Source organism: Chitinophaga sp. YR573, from assembly GCF_900110995.1.
Taxonomy (GTDB): Bacteria; Bacteroidota; Bacteroidia; order Chitinophagales; family Chitinophagaceae; genus Chitinophaga.
Genome location: NZ_FOJF01000003.1, coordinates 1,098,044 through 1,114,797, shown reverse-complemented (window position 1 = coordinate 1,114,797; position 16,754 = coordinate 1,098,044). Strand labels below are relative to the sequence as shown.

Genomic DNA, 16,754 nt, shown 5'->3' with positions numbered 1-16,754 from the left:
TTATAAAAAACGAAGAGTTACATCATAAAATTCCTCCTTTGCATACGCTGCTTTAAATCCTATCTCCTCACAATATGCTCTTGAAGGAATTACAAAAGGTTTTGTTCCGATTTTTAGTTGTTCCAGATGATTAAATTTTACTGCATTATAAGAGACCGGAATTTCTAATTTACTCTGCTCTGCATAACCTGCGGAATTATAGCTGTCCACATCCGTTTCTACTATACAGGTGGCCGAATCAATATCCAGTATTTCAAGCAAGGCTGATTTGGGATGATGCCAAAGCTCTCTTATACGCCATTGTCCCTCTTTAAAAACAGCACTAAGATCAATATTAACAAACCCAATCTCAGGATATACCTTATCAATCAATTCCTGTAGTTTTCTCTCTTCTAACAAATCTCCATCAGGCAATACTTCAAAGCTACGCTGTAAAGTGGCCAGCTCATAAGGAAGTGCATCATTTTTACTTTCAGGTGGCCTTAAAACGTAAATCGGTTTATAATGACCAATCGTTTCCTTGGTTCTTTTCCTGTTTATCCTACCAAATCTTTGTATTAAAGCATCAATAGGCGCTGCATCCGTAATCATAAGGTCAAAACTAATATCCAGACTTACTTCCACAACCTGCGTAGCTACTACAATACATGCTTCCTTACTTTCATTCAATTCCTCTTTTAACCTGGTTTCCAGCTCACTCCTTCTCCCCCTTTTAAACCTGCTGTGAATAAGCATTTTATCAATATCCGGATACCTATCTTCATACATGTTGAATAACTCCTGTGATCGTACCACACGATTACATACAATCAGTATCTTTTTCCCTTCCTCAACAGCGTCTTCAATCAATTCAGACAATTCTTCTATTGAATCCGCCTTATGGATAATATGCCGGTTAAATGAATCCAGTATATCAGAAGATAATGTAACTTCATACACACATTCCTTCCCTCCAAGAATATTCAACAGACGATCATATAATACTGCCGGCATTGTTGCAGTCCCTATATGTACCCTGCAATTAAGCGAACAAAGTATTTCTACGATTTTAAGAACGATCGCTTGTGTTGTCTCAGAATAAGTATGTATCTCATCCAGGATGACATCACAATTATTGAGATCGGCGATTAAAGCCTCATAACCTTTTGTTCCAAAAACAAGAGAGGCCAGCTGATGAGGAGTCAGCACTTTGACTGAAGCTCCTATATGTCGCTGTAATATTTTCTCTTCAATTTGCTTCCCTTCCATCTTTAACGCAGAAGCTGCATGTAATAAATGAATCTGAGCATTGGTATTACTCAAATCCTTCTTTATCCTTTCATACATAGCATTAATAGAAGCCTGAAACGGAAGTGTATAAAAAACTCTGCCTTTACAACGTTTAAGTAAAAAATCAGTTTTCCCTGCACCAGTAGGTGCTGTCACTAATGTATGGGCCCGGGTATCATTCCCCGCAATTAAAGACAGTGGAAAAAGTTCTCCTGTCCTATAATAAAAACCTAAATCCGGTTTAATAAAGAGCTGATCCCAAATTTTATATAATTCGCTATCCATTGCTGAGGCCAGATGATCTGCAGCAATTAACAATCCCTTCCATTTTGAATAACCGTAATTCCTATTATCACAATACTCAACAACTTCATCAAAACTTTTCCTCGCTTCTTCCCTGGTTATTGGTTTTACTGTAAAACCAAAATGATGTAGGATATCTAATGCATCCTGTACCCAGGATTCAAAATCAATTAAATGTCTTTCCAAACAATCATTAGTCGAATCCATCAGATCAAGAAGTCCCATTCCTCCTGCATCATTATAGATGGACTTATGATGCGCCACCACCATATCAATTATTGCAGGCTTATTCTTTTCTTCGATTAGCGAAAGGAAGAATAAAGAAGCGATCTCATGTCTGAATATAAAACCTGGTGGCCGATTAAAATTCTTAGCTAATGTTTTCTGAAACTGCGTACTTGCTTTTCCTATATCATGTAAAATGGCTCCTTTATAGGCAATCTCCTTATCTAAACCTATACTGGCAGCTATCTTCACCGCAATATTTGCTACATCACTCAAATGCTGCTCAAGCGACATCCTTCCATGCTGCTCACTTTTAGCTAAAATATTATCCCATTTCCCCATTAGCTATTCTTTACAGGATTACCACTAATTTCCAGTTTTCCATACATGGGTACGACATTGTTAAACCGGTTAAATCCTGTAAGAAAACCTTCATCAGCCTCTCCGAAACGCAGCTCAAACCCATCCAATAAATTAAACTCTTCTTCAGTCATCGGAATAACTTCTGGATCTGGTAACAGAATGTCCTCATTACGGCATAAACATATATGCTGATCATTAATCCGGTTAGCATCATCCAAATTCAGAAAAGCAAGATGTAATAAAGGTTCTATCATTATCCCCCTTTCTAAAATGGATCGGTTTCTAACCATTAAAGCCTGTTGCTTTTTATATTCCCACCCCCTTGTCTGGGTTACTTCCTGTTGAACACTGATCGAAGAATAAGACAGTTTATAACGTGCAATTTTTGTTATTCCGGGATGTAACAACGTTTCAGGAAATAGTTTCTTTTCAATCCCCTCAACCGTTGACGCAGTTAAAAACTGCTGACTGAAAGTCTTACCATCGCGCACGGCTGTCCAGGGCTTGATGAATCCGAAAGCCCCGGAATACTTTACTATGTAATAAGTCATCTGATTTATTTTAATGCCCCAAATCCAATACCTGTTGAATTGCCTACTCCTACATTCCAGGCAAAGGCTATCTGTTCCGGAGATCCTTCAATAACAACAGGACAGACATTCACCCTATTACCTATATTATTGTAATAGATAATCCTCGTCTTTGCCCCCGGGTAATCTTTCAGAAAGCTAACATTGGCCTGCTCATCTGATAGCCCCGCTTTCCTTAACTTCATTTTAAAAGTTTCTGTCAATAAAGAAGCACATATATCATTATCATAGGTATAATGTATCTCTTTATCTTCTACAGTCCTTTTTACAAGAACAGGGCTGGAAACGTACATTATTTCGCGTTCAGAAAAGGAAGGAGACTCTCCAATAGTTATATCAGTAACAGTAAGGCCAAAAGCAACACCCGGATCTTTTTGGATTCCCCTTATAATACTCTTTATGAAATCAGTATCGTACGCAGATATTTCCAGGTTTGCACCATGTTCAAAGAATAGATTATCACCCATCTTACGACCTCCGTTGAGCCAGGAGAAAGAATATAGAGAGGTTGCATCATGCCATTCATTTTTACCAAGCCACTTATGAATTGCTCCTGTTAGCTTCGGTTGATAATTAAATGATACAGGTGTGTTATCAGATGGTTTTAGTTTTAGGTATAACCTCATGTTTAAAAGTGGAATTTATGTTTTGGTGGTTGATCCAATAAATATAAATTAATGTTACATGACACTGTTTGGGATTCTAATCAGGCAAAAAGTAATAATATTTTTCAGATTAGCAAGCGAAAATAAAAAAATGAGTATAATTACGCATGTCACAGCAACCCACACTTATGATAGATTATTTATATCCACATCACACTTTATGAAAACAACATATTAATAAATCTGATAAAGACCTATTCTACATTTTAAGGATGAGAGGTGATGCTAACATCAGGATCACTATGTAGATCATTTGTAGTAAAGATATAAGGGCGTCAAAAATAAGTACTATTATATGAGCACTGTATAATAATCAATTTTTTTATCAGCTTCTCTTTTCCCAATTTCAACAAGCTGCAAAATAAGAATAGTAGTAAAAATACTTAAGATGAATCACCCTCCTCAAAAAATTAGAGAGAGATTTGAACAACTTCCTCCTACACGCTAAATTTTCGTGGCAACTAAATAGTGTCATTTGGACATATTATTCCCTATAAAATATACACTTAATTAAGTAGTTGATAATGGTGTCATTAGGACATTATCTTTAATCTGCCTATAAAATACGAACTTAATTAATAAGATTATCCACATAAAAAATGAAAAAATCCCTATCTAGCTATTCTTATTAAAACTACCTTTAGCATACGTTATGTAAACTATCGCCAAAATCATTAAACCCAATTTCTGTATGACAAATTCCCACGGTGTGAGCCTCTCACCTAGAGCATGGTGTAAACCAACTATGCTGCTATTATTTCTCTTTTCTTTCCTGATGGCTGATGCACAGAAAAAGATATCCGGTAAAATAACGGATGTTGATAATAAGGAACCTGTGTTCGGAGCTTCTGTTCAGGTCAAAGGCACCGCAAAAGGAGCCATGACTGATGATAAAGGAGCATTTACGATTGATGCAGCCAAAGGTAGTACACTTGTTATTTCCTCCATGGAGTATGAAACTGTTGAAGTTAAAGTGGATGAAGCCTCTTCCTACAACATAACCCTTAAACGCAGTGTTTCCGGGTTAAATGAAGTAGTTGTAATCGGATATGGTACGGTAAAACGAAAGGATCTTACCGGGGCCATTGCATCTTTAAAAGGCGCAGATATTAAGACAGAAGGTGTTAGTAATGTGGGCCGTGCATTACAGGGTAAATTACCTGGTGTAACAGTAGAATCTGCCGGGGGAGATCCCGGTTCCGGTACCCGTATCCTGATAAGGGGTGTAGGAACATTCAATAATGCTGATCCCCTCTATATTGTAGATGGTGTACAGGTAGCCAACATCAATAATGTTGCTCCCGCAGATATTGAATCAATGGATATATTGAAAGATGCTTCCGCTGCCGCTATCTATGGATCAAGAGCTGCGAATGGAGTTGTACTGGTGACCACCAAATCCGGTAAACCCGGCAAGACCGTTATCCAGTTCAATGCCAATTTAGGCTTCCAGAAGATCCTCAAAAAGTATGATGTACTAAATGCATCTGAATGGGCCACAGTGAGTAATGCCGCACATGATGCAGCAGGTCTGCCAAGACTGGCCATTGCCGCTAATCCATCACAGCTGGGCAAAGGGACCGACTGGCAGGATGCTATTTACAGAACAGCACCTATACAACAGTATTACCTGGGTGTAAGTGGTGGCGGTGAGACCGCAAAGTACAGCATGTCCGGACAATACACTGATCAGGATGGTATTGTGGATGTAACAGGCTACAAACGTTATGGCGTTCGCGTTAAGTCAGAAGCCACTAAAGGCCGTCTGAAAATTGGTGAAACAGTGCTGATGACAAGAGAAAGATGGATCCGCATGCCGGCAGGCTGGGGCGGCCAGGGAGGTAATCCTGTAGGTTCTGCAACAAAAATGATCCCGGTGTTTAATATCTACGACTCCACTGCCCTGGGTGGTTATTCCGGCGCATCAGGACCAGTTGTGAATGTGGCCAATCCTGTAGCACAGTTACATCTTGAAGATATCAGTTACGAATTGACTTCTATTCTCGCAAATGCTTTTGCGGAAGTTTCCATTCTGCCAAACTTGAAGTATAAGTTCAACGTTGGATACACCAACTCTTTCGGTAATACAGATGATTATCAGCGCCGTTATGTGGTAGGTGGCCTGTTTGCACATTCCACCAATGACCTCAGTCAGACCAAGGAGCGCACCAACCTGGTATTGCTGGAAAATACGCTGAATTATAATAAAGACTTCGGAAAACATAGCCTCCAGGTACTGGCAGGATATGCTTACCAGCGACTTAAATATAATTACTGGCTTGCCAGTAAAACAAATCTCCCTGACGGAATAAAAGAACTGGATGCTGCTTCCGGTGCTGCTACAGTAGGTGGTAACAGTACAGAAAGTGTGCTTTTATCCCAACTAGGACGTGTGATCTATTCTTATGATAACCGCTACCTGCTTACGGCCAGCTTCAGAAGAGATGGTTCTTCCCGCTTTGGTAAAGCCAACAGATATGGGAACTTCCCCTCTGTTGCTGTAGGGTGGAATCTTTCCAATGAAAAGTTCTTTCATGCAGATCCCAAAGTCTTATCTTCTTTGAAAATAAGAGGTAGTTATGGTGTACTGGGCAACCAGGAAATTGGGGATTACCAGTATAGTGCTGCCATCGCCTCCAACATCAATTATGTAATAGGCACAGCCCAGCAGAAATGGTTTGGTGCTATCCAGACGGCTTTTGCCTCCCCTAATATCAAATGGGAAAATACAGAAACAATCAATGCCGGTATTGATGCAGGTTTCCTGGATGGCAAACTGAATATGAGTGCTGATTACTTTACCAAAAGAACCACCGATGTATTGTTAGAGGTACCCATTCCAGGTTCCGCAGGTTCTTCTGAAAACCCTACCGTGAATGCAGGTATCCTGCAAAACAAAGGGTTTGAACTGGGAATTAATTACGGCAGTAAGGTAGGTGTACTGAATTACTCCGTATATGGAACATTCTCTTCTATAAAGAATAAAGTGATTGAACTGGGTACAGGTTCCCAGCAGATATTTGGAGGACAACCTACCCACCACGGTGCTTCTACTACACTTACTGAAGCCGGTGGCCAGGTGAGTGCTTTTTACCTGATCAAAGCAGAGGGAATCTTCCAATCCCAGGACGAGGTAAATGCCTACAAGGATAAAAACGGGAAGGTGATCCAGCCGAATGCATCTGCCGGAGATATTAAGTTCCTTGACGCGAACGGCGACGGTAGCATCAGTAATTCCGACAGGGTGAATTGCGGTAGTCCTTTTCCTAAGTTTGAGTACGGACTTGGCGCTAATTTATCCGCCTTTAATTTTGACCTGAACATATTTATGCAGGGTACTTCCGGCAATAAAATATACAATGGTTTAAGGCAGGACCTTGAAGGGATGAACCTGGAGTTTAATTATTCCCGCGCTACTTTGAATGCATGGACACCTACCAATCATTCCAACATTCCGAGAGCCGTTATCAATGATCCAAACTTTAATACACAGAGCTCTTCCCGCTTCCTTGAAAGTGGTTCTTATTTCCGCCTCAAAACATTACAGATAGGTTATACTATCCCGGAAAGCCTGAATAATAAATTCAAGATTACTTCCATGCGTGCTTATATCAGCGCGGATAATTTATTTACCATAACGAATTACAGTGGTTACAATCCGGATATTGGCAGATCAGGCAGTATTCTGGACAGAGGTGTTGACTTTGGTCATGTGGCCTATCCTCTTGCCCGTGTAGTATCACTCGGTATTCAGTTATCATTATAATTAAATCATTCATCATGAATAAGATATTTTTTGCAATAGCAACAACGGTTGTTATGGCAGGCTGTTCCAGCAAAAACCTGGACCTCACCAACCCTAATAAGATCACTACCGAAACATTCTGGAAAAATGAAGCGGATGTACAAAGCGCCTTCGCAGCAACCTACGGACTATTCAAGAATGTAGATGGTGGATACTGGGGAGTAAGAGGTGTTGAACTTTCCAATGGAAGAGGAGATGATTTCTTCATTAGAAATGATGTGAGTTATTTGTACCAGCTTTCCACATTTACCAACACTCCGGATAACGCCGCAGCCAACAACGTCTTTAATATTTCTTACCGTGCCATTTTTCGGGCTAACCAGATCCTGGAGAACATTGATAAAGTCAGCGGGTTAGATGATACTAAAAAGAAACAATACATCGCTGAAGCGAAATTCCTGAGGGGTTTGAACTACTATATTTTAGCTGTAAATTTTGGTGCTGTTCCTTTAAGGACCACCGTCCCTGTTGCTACTGCTGATTATTTTATTCCTGTCTCTGCAGAACCCGAGATTTGGGCACAGGTAATAAAAGATTTCACTGAAGCTGCTGTAGACTTGCCTCTCTCTTACTCCGCCACAGATCTGGGTAGGGCCACCAAAGGTGCCGCACTTGGTTTTCTGGGTAAGTCCTATGTTTATCTTAAAGACTGGCCTAATGCAGAGACTACCTTAAAACAGTTAACTGTTGCTCCATTCACTTATCAGCTAATGAGCAATTACGGCGATAATTTTACTGTTGCAAATGATAATAATATAGAGTCTCTTTTTGAGATCCAGCTTGCTGATGTGGGCGGTACTAATCCCTGGGCAGGTGAAAATGCCAATGAATCGCTCGGCGTTACTACCGCACAGGAGTTTGCCCCTTCGGAAGTTTCCGGTTGGTTCGAAGTGAGTCCTACTGATAAGTTGTTCAATGAATTTCAAAAGGAAAAAACAACTACTAATGAACTTGACCCGAGAATGTATGCGACGCTGATGTGGGATTACCCCGGGGCTACATTTTACAATAAACCATTCAGCGATTTTAGCTTACAATTCGGTTATCAATCCATGTATAAGAAATACCAGAACTATACAAAAGATAATGAGCTTACCGGTAGCAATGGTGGTAGTTACACTTCCAACATTAATGAAAAAGCGCTCAGGTACGCGGATGTATTATTGTTACTATCCGAAGCAGTAACAATGCAAAGCAGGCCAGCTGATGCCTATCCATATATCACTATGGTCCGCAACAGAGCCCAGTTACCTGCATTGACCGCCGGTTTAGACGAAACCCTGATGATGGCAGAGATCAGACACCAGCGAATGCTTGAATTTGCACGCGAAGGTCAGCGTTTTTATGATCTGAAGAGATGGGGATTACTGCAACAGGAACTGACTAACAGCGATAAAGTAGGTAAGCAGTTTTATGTGGTTAATAAACATGATTATTTCCCGATACCACAGGATGAGATAAATTCTAATTCTAAGGCAGAACAAAATTCATACTGGAAGTAATTGACTGGATCTTTAATCCACAAATAAAAGAGGAAGGGGTGTTTCAATTGAAACACCCCTTCCTCTTTTTGTTTATTTGTATAGTTCCTGTATTTGTTCTGGCCTGACTGTGACCAAAGGATTAAATGCTTTTGTATGCATGTATGACAACAAACTATGATAAAGCTGCCTCGCAGCTAACCTTGTGTCCAAATCATGTTGCAGGTCTATAGAAGTCACCACTATCTTCCCCTTTCCTACCCTTGCTTCGAACAATATACCCAGCTTCCTCGCTTCATACCAGGTATCTATTAATTGTACAGATGGTTTTAATTCAGCAGGAAAATTATCCAGGTGCATCGGCTGAGCTGTATGAATAATATCCCACCACTGCCAGTTAGAATAGTATTCCGTTGGAAAATCATTAAAAAGAGGTGATACCGGATCACATAGAATACCCAATGTATGAGGAGGCTGCCCTTCCGTCCATGCAGTATTCCAGAAGATCGTAGACATCCCTGTTTTAATAGAAGCGCCTTTCTTTTCAGTGATTTTATTGTTTAAAAGCAATAATATAGTAGCCCCCGCTTCCAGCTTTGCAGATATTGCAGGTGTGAGTGCCTCCGTGACCGTGATGTCAGTACCTGGTTGCACATTTAACGTATCAGGATATACCCAGAAGTCCCAGTCATTTGCACCCAATCCATCCAATATGATTTCCAGGTTGAGTTTTTCTGCTTTGCTGATACCGGAAAGTTTACAGGAGATATTACCTGCCTGGTTGTCATTCTTCAGGTCCAGGTCTGCATATAAAGTGCCATTCGCTATTACCCGTTTGTTTTTGCCGGTGATCTTCCATTTTACGGGTACTTTCCGCAACTGCTCTTTTCCGAAATGGGCAATCTGTACAGCAGCCGTAAATACTTCTGAGTTCTTCCATGTAAACTTACTGATCACTGCAAGTGGCACTGTAGCAGAAGAAAAACGATGGAAGGCTGCGGGTGTGAAATAAGGTTTGCTGTTCCAGAAAGGATCCAGAATCCCTACCAGTGCAGTACCCTGACCGGGGAAATCATGCAGGTCCAGTAACTGGTAACCTGCATAGTCCGTACGCATACCGGCTTCTATATCTGCTTTGTAACACAATGCCTGTAACTTTCCGGAAGCCATAAGGAAATCATGTGCCTGTGACTGCAGGTGTTCTCTCTTCATGAAGTCGTAGAAGATATCGAAGTTGCGTGCCTGTAACAGACCAGTATATTTCTTTCGTTCCGTGAAATCAGGATATACACACCACTGCCCTATTTCATGTGCTACAACCGGTTTATTGTCTTTGATTTTTTCTTTAAAGTTAAACTGTGAATTGGGAGCCCTGGCATTAATGATGCTTTGAATTCCTTCCCCCCAGGCCTGAATACGCGGTTCAGGCAGAACATGATAATCATTTTCTGCAATAGCCGGCCATCCTGAACCTGCACTATAAAGACGTCGTTTATCTTTGTCTTTCCAGTATTTCACGAATGCCGCCAGGTACGGGTCACGGTTTTTATCTCCTGCCGGTTCATTAGTAGGTACCATCATCAAAAAGGAAGGATGATTACCATAGGCAGCAATGATCCGGTTGCTTTCTTCATATAGGAAATTATCCACAGATAGCCCATCTCCTACTCTTGCCCAGCAATCCACTTCAACAGAAAGATACACACCGGCATGATCCGCAGCCGTAAATGCTGCTTCCGGCGGACACCATGAATGAAAACGCATATGATTGAGGCCATGTGCCTTTATAATGCGGAAAATCCGTGCCCATGCAGCTGTATCTGTGGGTGGATAACCTGTTAACGGGAAGATGGCGCATTCCAATGTTCCCCTCAGAAATACAGGATGATTGTTAACCGTAATTTTTGAGTTGGCAGTACCTACATTACGCATTCCAAAACTAATCTTTTTGCTATCACTGTTTTTCCTATCCGCTGTTTGCAGTTGAACCGTGAGTTGATATAGTGTATGGTTAAATTCATCCCATAATACAGGACGATCACCCATGGAATAGGTAAATGCTAATATGCTGTCATTATTACTGAAAGACCTCTTTAATGCAGGTAACTGACCTACAGACAGAGAAAGACTGCCTGCTGAAATTGCATTACCGGTATGACCGAGAATAATTTTAAGCTGAATGTTCTTGTTGAGGATATCAGGATAGACCTGCACCTGCTTTACAAAAACCGGGCTGCCTGCTTCCAGTACAATGTCTCCTGCAATGCCATTCCAGGTACCCTGTGTCTGATCACTGGCACTGTGAGCGTTGATACCTACTTCTGAAAGATAACGGTTATCTACACGGATAGTGAGTGTATGTTTACCAGGGTTGAGATGGCTCAGGTCATATATATGCGGAGTGGCCAGACTGCTATCTGCGCCGATGAGTTGATTATCTGTATAAACGGTGGTACCCCAATGACAACGTTCCAGTGTAAGACTGATATGTTTACCGGCCCATTGCTGTGGGATATTAATGACCTTCTGGTACCATGCAGCACCCATGTAATATTTTTGGGGGGTTAGCCAGAAGGGGAATTTGAAGTTGTCATCTTTGCGGTAAGGTGCATATTTCTCCTCCTTCAGAAAGGCCTCAAATCTATCACCGATCCATTTTGTGTTGACGGAAGGCTCATCACCATACCCCTGAGATTGCATAGCACCGGGTAATTTCACAGGATCCTTCAATTGTTGGGTATACCATTGCTGTTTAATACCCTGATCGTCTCTATCTATCCGGAATTGCCATTTCCCTGCCAGCGAGATCCTGTTTTGTGCCGGTACAGCAATGTGAATAGTCATTATTGCTGCCAGCAATATCAGTTTGATTCTAACGTGTGTATTCATTTGTGGTAATAATATAGTTTGATTTATTCTTATCTAAATGCAAAGAATCAAAACTTTTCTACAAAAAAACTTTTTTTACCTTTAACAAGGAGCGACTATATGATTATTCTTGTGGACATTCTTACTTTTTTATCAAAAAATTGACATGGTAAAGGGACAGCGAAAAAAGGACGGCTTCCAGGGGCAGAAGGCCGTTATCATTCCAAAATCTGTATTAAACAATAAATGCAGTACACATCCACTGATCAGAAAACTATACATCACGGATATGGGTTATTACCCGAAAGCCCGCTACCATTATAGGGAACGTTTGCATGGCACCGATCAGCATATTCTTATTTATTGTCATGAAGGAGAAGGAAATGTGATCATAGATAAACAGGAATATAAGATATCACCAGGTGATTTTTATCTTATACCTGCGTTAACAAAGCATACCTATGCAGCCAATGCAGATAATCCCTGGACAATCTTCTGGATTCATTTCAAGGGGGAGTCTGCTGATGACTGGGTAAAACAAATACATCAATATTTAAATAGTTACAGTGGGTTTATACCCGACAGTGAAAAAACAATCCGGTTATTCAACGAGATATATACTCCGCTGGAACGGGGTTATAGTATGGAGCACCTGATGTATAGCAATATGTACCTCTGGCATTATCTGTCTACTTTTATTTACCAGGAGAAAAACAAATCCCGGATGAATAATACCGAAACAGACACCATAGATAGTGCTATCGACTATATGCAGAAGAATGTAGATCAAAATCTGACACTGGAGAAGATTGCACAGCATATCCAGTTTTCGCCTTCTCATTTTTCCCTGTTATTCCGAAAAAAAACGGGGTTCTCTCCTATTGAGTATTATAATCATCTGAAAATAATGCAAGCCTGTCAGTATCTGCTGTTTACAAAACAACGAATCAAGGAAATTGCACTGGAAGTCGGTATGTCTGACCAACATTACTTTTCACGTATATTTAAAAAGACAATGGGAGTTTCTCCACAGGAGTATAGAAATAAAAGAAGTTCAGAGGTAGGAACAAGTTAACCTTTAATTACTGGTAGGCATGCTGATGAGACATATTAATAAAATCCATTACATCAAGATATATACCACGATTATCTTTATCATGAGAACTATTCTTATCATAAACTACCCGCCTTCTCCTGGTTCTATTAACCCCATCCGGGATATAAAACAGCCCCTTAACGGCTACCTTCCAACATGGCTGCTTCTCCTCTGAAGCATGGTAACTCCTACTCTCCGCCTCCTTAACCGCGCACTTTGACATATACGCCTGCTGTAATCTCTCTTCAATAACAGATGCCGCAATCCCTTCCTTCAGCCATAAAATGGCCTTCCCGGTCATCTCCCGGTACAAAGGATACTCCTTTACCACAAACTGCCGGTAAACAGCAGAAGCAAGACGAGACGCTATACGCATCCGCTGAGAACTATCCCTGAACCCCGCAAAAGCTTTATCCTTCTTAATCCGTTTGCCCGTAATAGAGCTCTGCATACGCACATAATACTGCTCGCCCTCTAACCGATATATGGTGAGGCCGTCTTGTGTCCCTACAAAGGGCGGAGATCCAATCAATTTCGCCATACAGTAATTTAATGATTTTCCTGGATGTAACCCTGGAAATGTGCCATATGAATGTTAAACCAAATGACCTGCCGGTCATTTGGCTTTCAATACAACAATCAGAACGGAGAGCGACGCATCCCTCCATCGACAACGGCTACAGTGCCAGTGATGTATCGTGCACGAGGCGATACCAGGAAAGCAGCCATATTGGCTATGTCCTGCGGCTCACCGAAATCACCCAATGGAATCTCACGTCCGGCAAATTCCCTGCGTTCGTCACCAGAGAAGAAACGTCGGATATTCCCAGTATCTATAAGGCCTGGCTGCAGACAGTTGACCCTGATGCCATACTTCCCCAGTTGTCCGGAGAGCTGTTTGGACCACATGATTATGGCTGCTTTGGCAATCGCCGAAACATTGATTGTGCGTAATTCATAAGTGCTGGTGAGATTCAGTATAGCCGCCTGCTTACGCTCCATAAAATGGGGCAAAAGCTGTTGCGTCAGTTGTCTATGACGGTCGAAATCCAGTGTCATAGACTCGACCCATGCCTCTTCCGGAGCAATGACATCCAATGGCTGGCTACGGCCCGCATTGTTAACGAGAATATCGACGTGTCCCAGGCTGGACAGTGCTGCCGCCGCAATCTTTTGAGGCCCGTCAGGAGCAACAAAATCCTGGACAAACGTAACCGGTTCTACGCCACCGGCAGCGGCAACTTCATCTTTGAAGCTGTTGAGCAAGTCTTCGTTTCTTGCAGTAACAAGAACTTTCACACCTTCAATAGCCAATTCTTTTGCAATTGCGCGGCCAAGTCCCTGACTGGCACCGGTTACTACTGCCGTCTTTCCTTTCAAATACAGGTCCATAATTTAGTGTTTAAATTTTCTTTGTAAAAGTAGCCGGTAGCATCTACTTTTACAGGGTGTACAAGCAATTGTATGGTACGTACAAATATGTAAGTAATGGTAGCCAGAAAGCAAAATTCGACTTATACCCGCAACGAAAAATGTATTATTGACTGTGATCTTACCTATGCCGTCTACAAGATTGGAGGCAGATGGAAATTGCTGATATTAAATAAATTAGAGAGCAAGAAAATGAGGTTCAGCGATCTAAAGAAGGAGTTTTCTTATATTACGGAACGCATGCTAACCTTACAATTGCGGGCATTAGAACAAGATGGTCTGGTTAAACGAACAGTCTATGCAGAAGTTCCTCCAAGAGTAGAATATGAGCTCACTGAGATGGCATTAGAGTTGGGGCCTATTTTAAAACAACTGAGTGATTGGGGCAGCAAGCAGCGAAATCAATGATACTCCGTTTCTCGTTTTACATATTCTGCATTAATCGGACGCTGCGGCTTACTTCTGGTTATATCTGAAATTTGAAGTTCAAAATGCGCCGAATTTTCAAGATCAAGCTTTAAGTCATTTACATTTTCAAAACCCAACTTGCACGGAGAAACCCAAAACTTCCATTCGCGTCTCTGGTTGAACCAATTTAAAAATATAATCACTATCTAGTATAAGCTCCTAATTAATGCCAAATGAAATTGCATAGATATAGCTATCATGCCATCTCATCAAAGTCTTGTGATAAAATAAGATATCAATATAGAAATCAGCATATCAATCACTGGACTCATCCTCGCAGGACTCTTCATCAGACTTTTTGTTAGATGCCTTTACCAGCATTTTCTTAAGCGTTTTTTTAGGCACTACTTCAGGTTCTTCATCAGAAGATAATTCCACTTCATCCTTTGGGTTAAAAACAGATGGGGAACTCAGCTGAGGCGTAGGCTGCAGGCGAATATTTGTTTTGACAGGTGTGAGGGGTGTTTCTTCTTTTTTCACCATTGTCCTTGCTATGTTTAGAGCCGCAACTGAAGCACTACGTACTACGGGTCTGCGCAACTCACTGCTATATCCGACATGGGAATCATCGTATTCTTTCATTTTTGCATTCAGGAGCTTCCTTCTTTCCATTTCTAATTTACTCTGGTATTTCTCTTCTATTTTCCCCTCCCGCCGTTCCCTTCTGAATTCTTTCATTAATCCAGGTCTGCCCTCTCTGTACTCTTTACTTATTTCGTCCCTCATTTCTCTCTCTTTTTTTAGTTTTAGCTTACTCTTTCCTAAATATTTTCTGTATAGGGTTGATAGTTTTAGCTTCCCCGGTAAAAAGCGAGGGTCTAATTCGTCAGCTATAGATTTCCATTCATCATCTCCGCTATCATCCGCTTTTTTCCGGATAACAATCTTCAACATCTGTACTGTTTTCATCACAGCCTCCACAAGATCTTTCGGTTTCCACAGTCTCTTCTCCACTTTCTTTTCAGCAGCTTCTATATCAAAAGCAGCATTCAGCAAGTCAATTAGCAGCGACTCCTTTTCTTCTCTACTTAAAGTGCCCTCCCCTTCCAACTTGCCAAACGCAGTACCCAGTTTTGAGCCCCCACTCATATTGGAAGATGCCGCCCCAATGCTAATGTTAGTTTGATCTCTTAACTCGCTCCTTACCCAGTCATCTATTTGCATTTCGACCTGCTTCATATTTTTATCCGTATTATTTGTTCCTCCATAGACAAAAAAATCACCTACCGTTTCCAATGTCTGTCCAACGATCATTGCACGCAGATAACGTTCCGTTAAGGCTGCTGCCACAATATGCCGCCCATGCGTCCCCTCCTTATTACTACCACCTGCATGAGTCCTGAGCTCATAGGCAATTACCTCTTTTATTTTTTTGTTCTTCACGCTATCCCATTCCGTATCCTGATCCTCTTCCAGGATCAGCTTTACCGCTCTTTGTATTACATTTCCACTGGTGAATGATTTTGCAGGAGGGTCGTCATTCAGCCTGTTCTCCTCATTTGCCTTACATTGCGCAACTGCGCCTATATTTATGGCCTTTTCGCCCATTGCGTCAGCTTCCTGTTCCAGGTTGCTGTCATCATTTACCTGCAGCCCATTCATTTGCATTGTGCCCTTCACTCTTCCCTGTTTTTGTTGTACCACATGCCAGGCTTCATGGGGCACATGTTTTTCCTGTCCCGCAGCTACATGTATATCTGTACCTTGTGCAAATGCGAACGCCTGCATCTGCACCGGCTTCTCCGAATTATAATGTACGTTCACATCATCCATAGAAAAGCCAGATAGTTGTTCAACACCTGTTTTGAGGTCATTGGGTAAACCTGTATTGTTTGGCTTTAATTGAAATGGTTTGATATCCGGGGTTACAGTTTGTTTATTTTTAACTTCAGCAGGCATTGAGAATGTCTTAATCTCTGGTACAGATCCATTATACATCTGAAAAGTGCCATTATCCTTACTCTTCTTTTCAATTGACGCCATTTGAGAAGGTTGAACAGCTCGTTGAGATATTCCTGAAGAATTGGGATGGTGCGCTACAGCCGAAAAGTAACGCGCAGGTTCGGTGCTTCTGTTTTTGTGTGACATAAAATTATAGGGCTATGCCTTTAAATTTATGCAATAACTTTGAAGCGGAGTTTTCCGAATTAGCTTCCGTTATTCAGAATTGGCCGGCCAAAACAATTTTTT

At 41.3% G+C, this 16,754-nt stretch carries 11 protein-coding genes; 4 read left to right on the top strand and 7 right to left on the bottom strand.

What is annotated here, in order from left to right:
* The 3 genes from BMW86_RS30910 to cas6 are packed head-to-tail and all read right to left on the bottom strand — an operon-like array spanning nucleotide 1 to nucleotide 3,376.
* Nucleotides 1–2,139: a CRISPR-associated helicase/endonuclease Cas3 gene (locus tag BMW86_RS30910; RefSeq protein WP_089787590.1), complete on the bottom strand. Its 2,139-nt coding sequence runs from the start codon at nucleotides 2,137–2,139 to the stop codon at nucleotides 1–3.
* On the bottom strand, nucleotides 2,139–2,711 hold the full coding sequence (locus tag BMW86_RS30905; protein ID WP_089787588.1) for a hypothetical protein: 573 nt from the start codon (nucleotides 2,709–2,711) through the stop codon (nucleotides 2,139–2,141). Before BMW86_RS30905 ends, BMW86_RS30910 begins: the two co-directional genes overlap by 1 nt.
* A 5-nt stretch (nucleotides 2,712–2,716) precedes the next feature.
* The gene (gene cas6, locus BMW86_RS30900; RefSeq protein WP_089787586.1) at nucleotides 2,717–3,376 is read right to left on the bottom strand and encodes a CRISPR-associated endoribonuclease Cas6; all 660 of its coding nucleotides are present in this window, start codon (nucleotides 3,374–3,376) and stop codon (nucleotides 2,717–2,719) included.
* A gap of 730 nt (nucleotides 3,377–4,106) precedes the next feature.
* Between cas6 and BMW86_RS30895 the strand changes: the two genes are divergently transcribed.
* Nucleotides 4,107–7,181 (top strand): SusC/RagA family TonB-linked outer membrane protein, encoded by a 3,075-nt coding sequence (locus BMW86_RS30895; protein ID WP_089787584.1) that lies wholly within the window; start codon nucleotides 4,107–4,109, stop codon nucleotides 7,179–7,181.
* A 14-nt stretch (nucleotides 7,182–7,195) separates the two neighbouring features.
* On the top strand, nucleotides 7,196–8,722 hold the full coding sequence (locus BMW86_RS30890; protein WP_089787581.1) for a RagB/SusD family nutrient uptake outer membrane protein: 1,527 nt from the start codon (nucleotides 7,196–7,198) through the stop codon (nucleotides 8,720–8,722).
* 72 nt (nucleotides 8,723–8,794) lie between these two features.
* On the opposite strand, the gene BMW86_RS30885 is transcribed toward BMW86_RS30890, so the two are convergent.
* A complete protein-coding gene (locus BMW86_RS30885) occupies nucleotides 8,795–11,590 on the bottom strand; it encodes a glycoside hydrolase family 2 protein (protein WP_089787580.1) in 2,796 nt (931 codons plus the stop codon).
* A gap of 145 nt (nucleotides 11,591–11,735) precedes the next feature.
* Between BMW86_RS30885 and BMW86_RS30880 the strand changes: the two genes are divergently transcribed.
* Nucleotides 11,736–12,644: an AraC family transcriptional regulator gene (locus BMW86_RS30880; RefSeq protein ID WP_089787578.1), complete on the top strand. Its 909-nt coding sequence runs from the start codon at nucleotides 11,736–11,738 to the stop codon at nucleotides 12,642–12,644.
* A 7-nt stretch (nucleotides 12,645–12,651) separates the two neighbouring features.
* Here the strand turns inward: BMW86_RS30880 and BMW86_RS30875 are convergent, their stop codons facing one another.
* Together BMW86_RS30875 and BMW86_RS30870 are read right to left on the bottom strand one after the other, a co-directional pair.
* Entirely contained in the window at nucleotides 12,652–13,206 is a 555-nt protein-coding gene (locus tag BMW86_RS30875; RefSeq protein ID WP_089787576.1) for a hypothetical protein, read from the bottom strand.
* Between the two features lie 98 nt (nucleotides 13,207–13,304).
* Nucleotides 13,305–14,057 carry an SDR family NAD(P)-dependent oxidoreductase gene (locus BMW86_RS30870; RefSeq protein ID WP_089787574.1) on the bottom strand — a complete coding sequence of 251 codons (753 nt, stop codon included), beginning with the start codon at nucleotides 14,055–14,057 and terminating at the stop codon, nucleotides 13,305–13,307.
* A 96-nt stretch (nucleotides 14,058–14,153) separates the two neighbouring features.
* Here BMW86_RS30870 and BMW86_RS30865 point away from each other — a divergent pair, with 96 nt between their 5' ends.
* Nucleotides 14,154–14,504 (top strand): winged helix-turn-helix transcriptional regulator, encoded by a 351-nt coding sequence (locus BMW86_RS30865; protein WP_089787572.1) that lies wholly within the window; start codon nucleotides 14,154–14,156, stop codon nucleotides 14,502–14,504.
* Between the two features lie 315 nt (nucleotides 14,505–14,819).
* Here the strand turns inward: BMW86_RS30865 and BMW86_RS30860 are convergent, their stop codons facing one another.
* Complete coding sequence (locus BMW86_RS30860) at nucleotides 14,820–16,547, bottom strand: eCIS core domain-containing protein (RefSeq protein ID WP_177189454.1); 1,728 nt, start codon at nucleotides 16,545–16,547, stop codon at nucleotides 14,820–14,822.
* Nucleotides 16,548–16,754 lie beyond the last annotated feature (207 nt).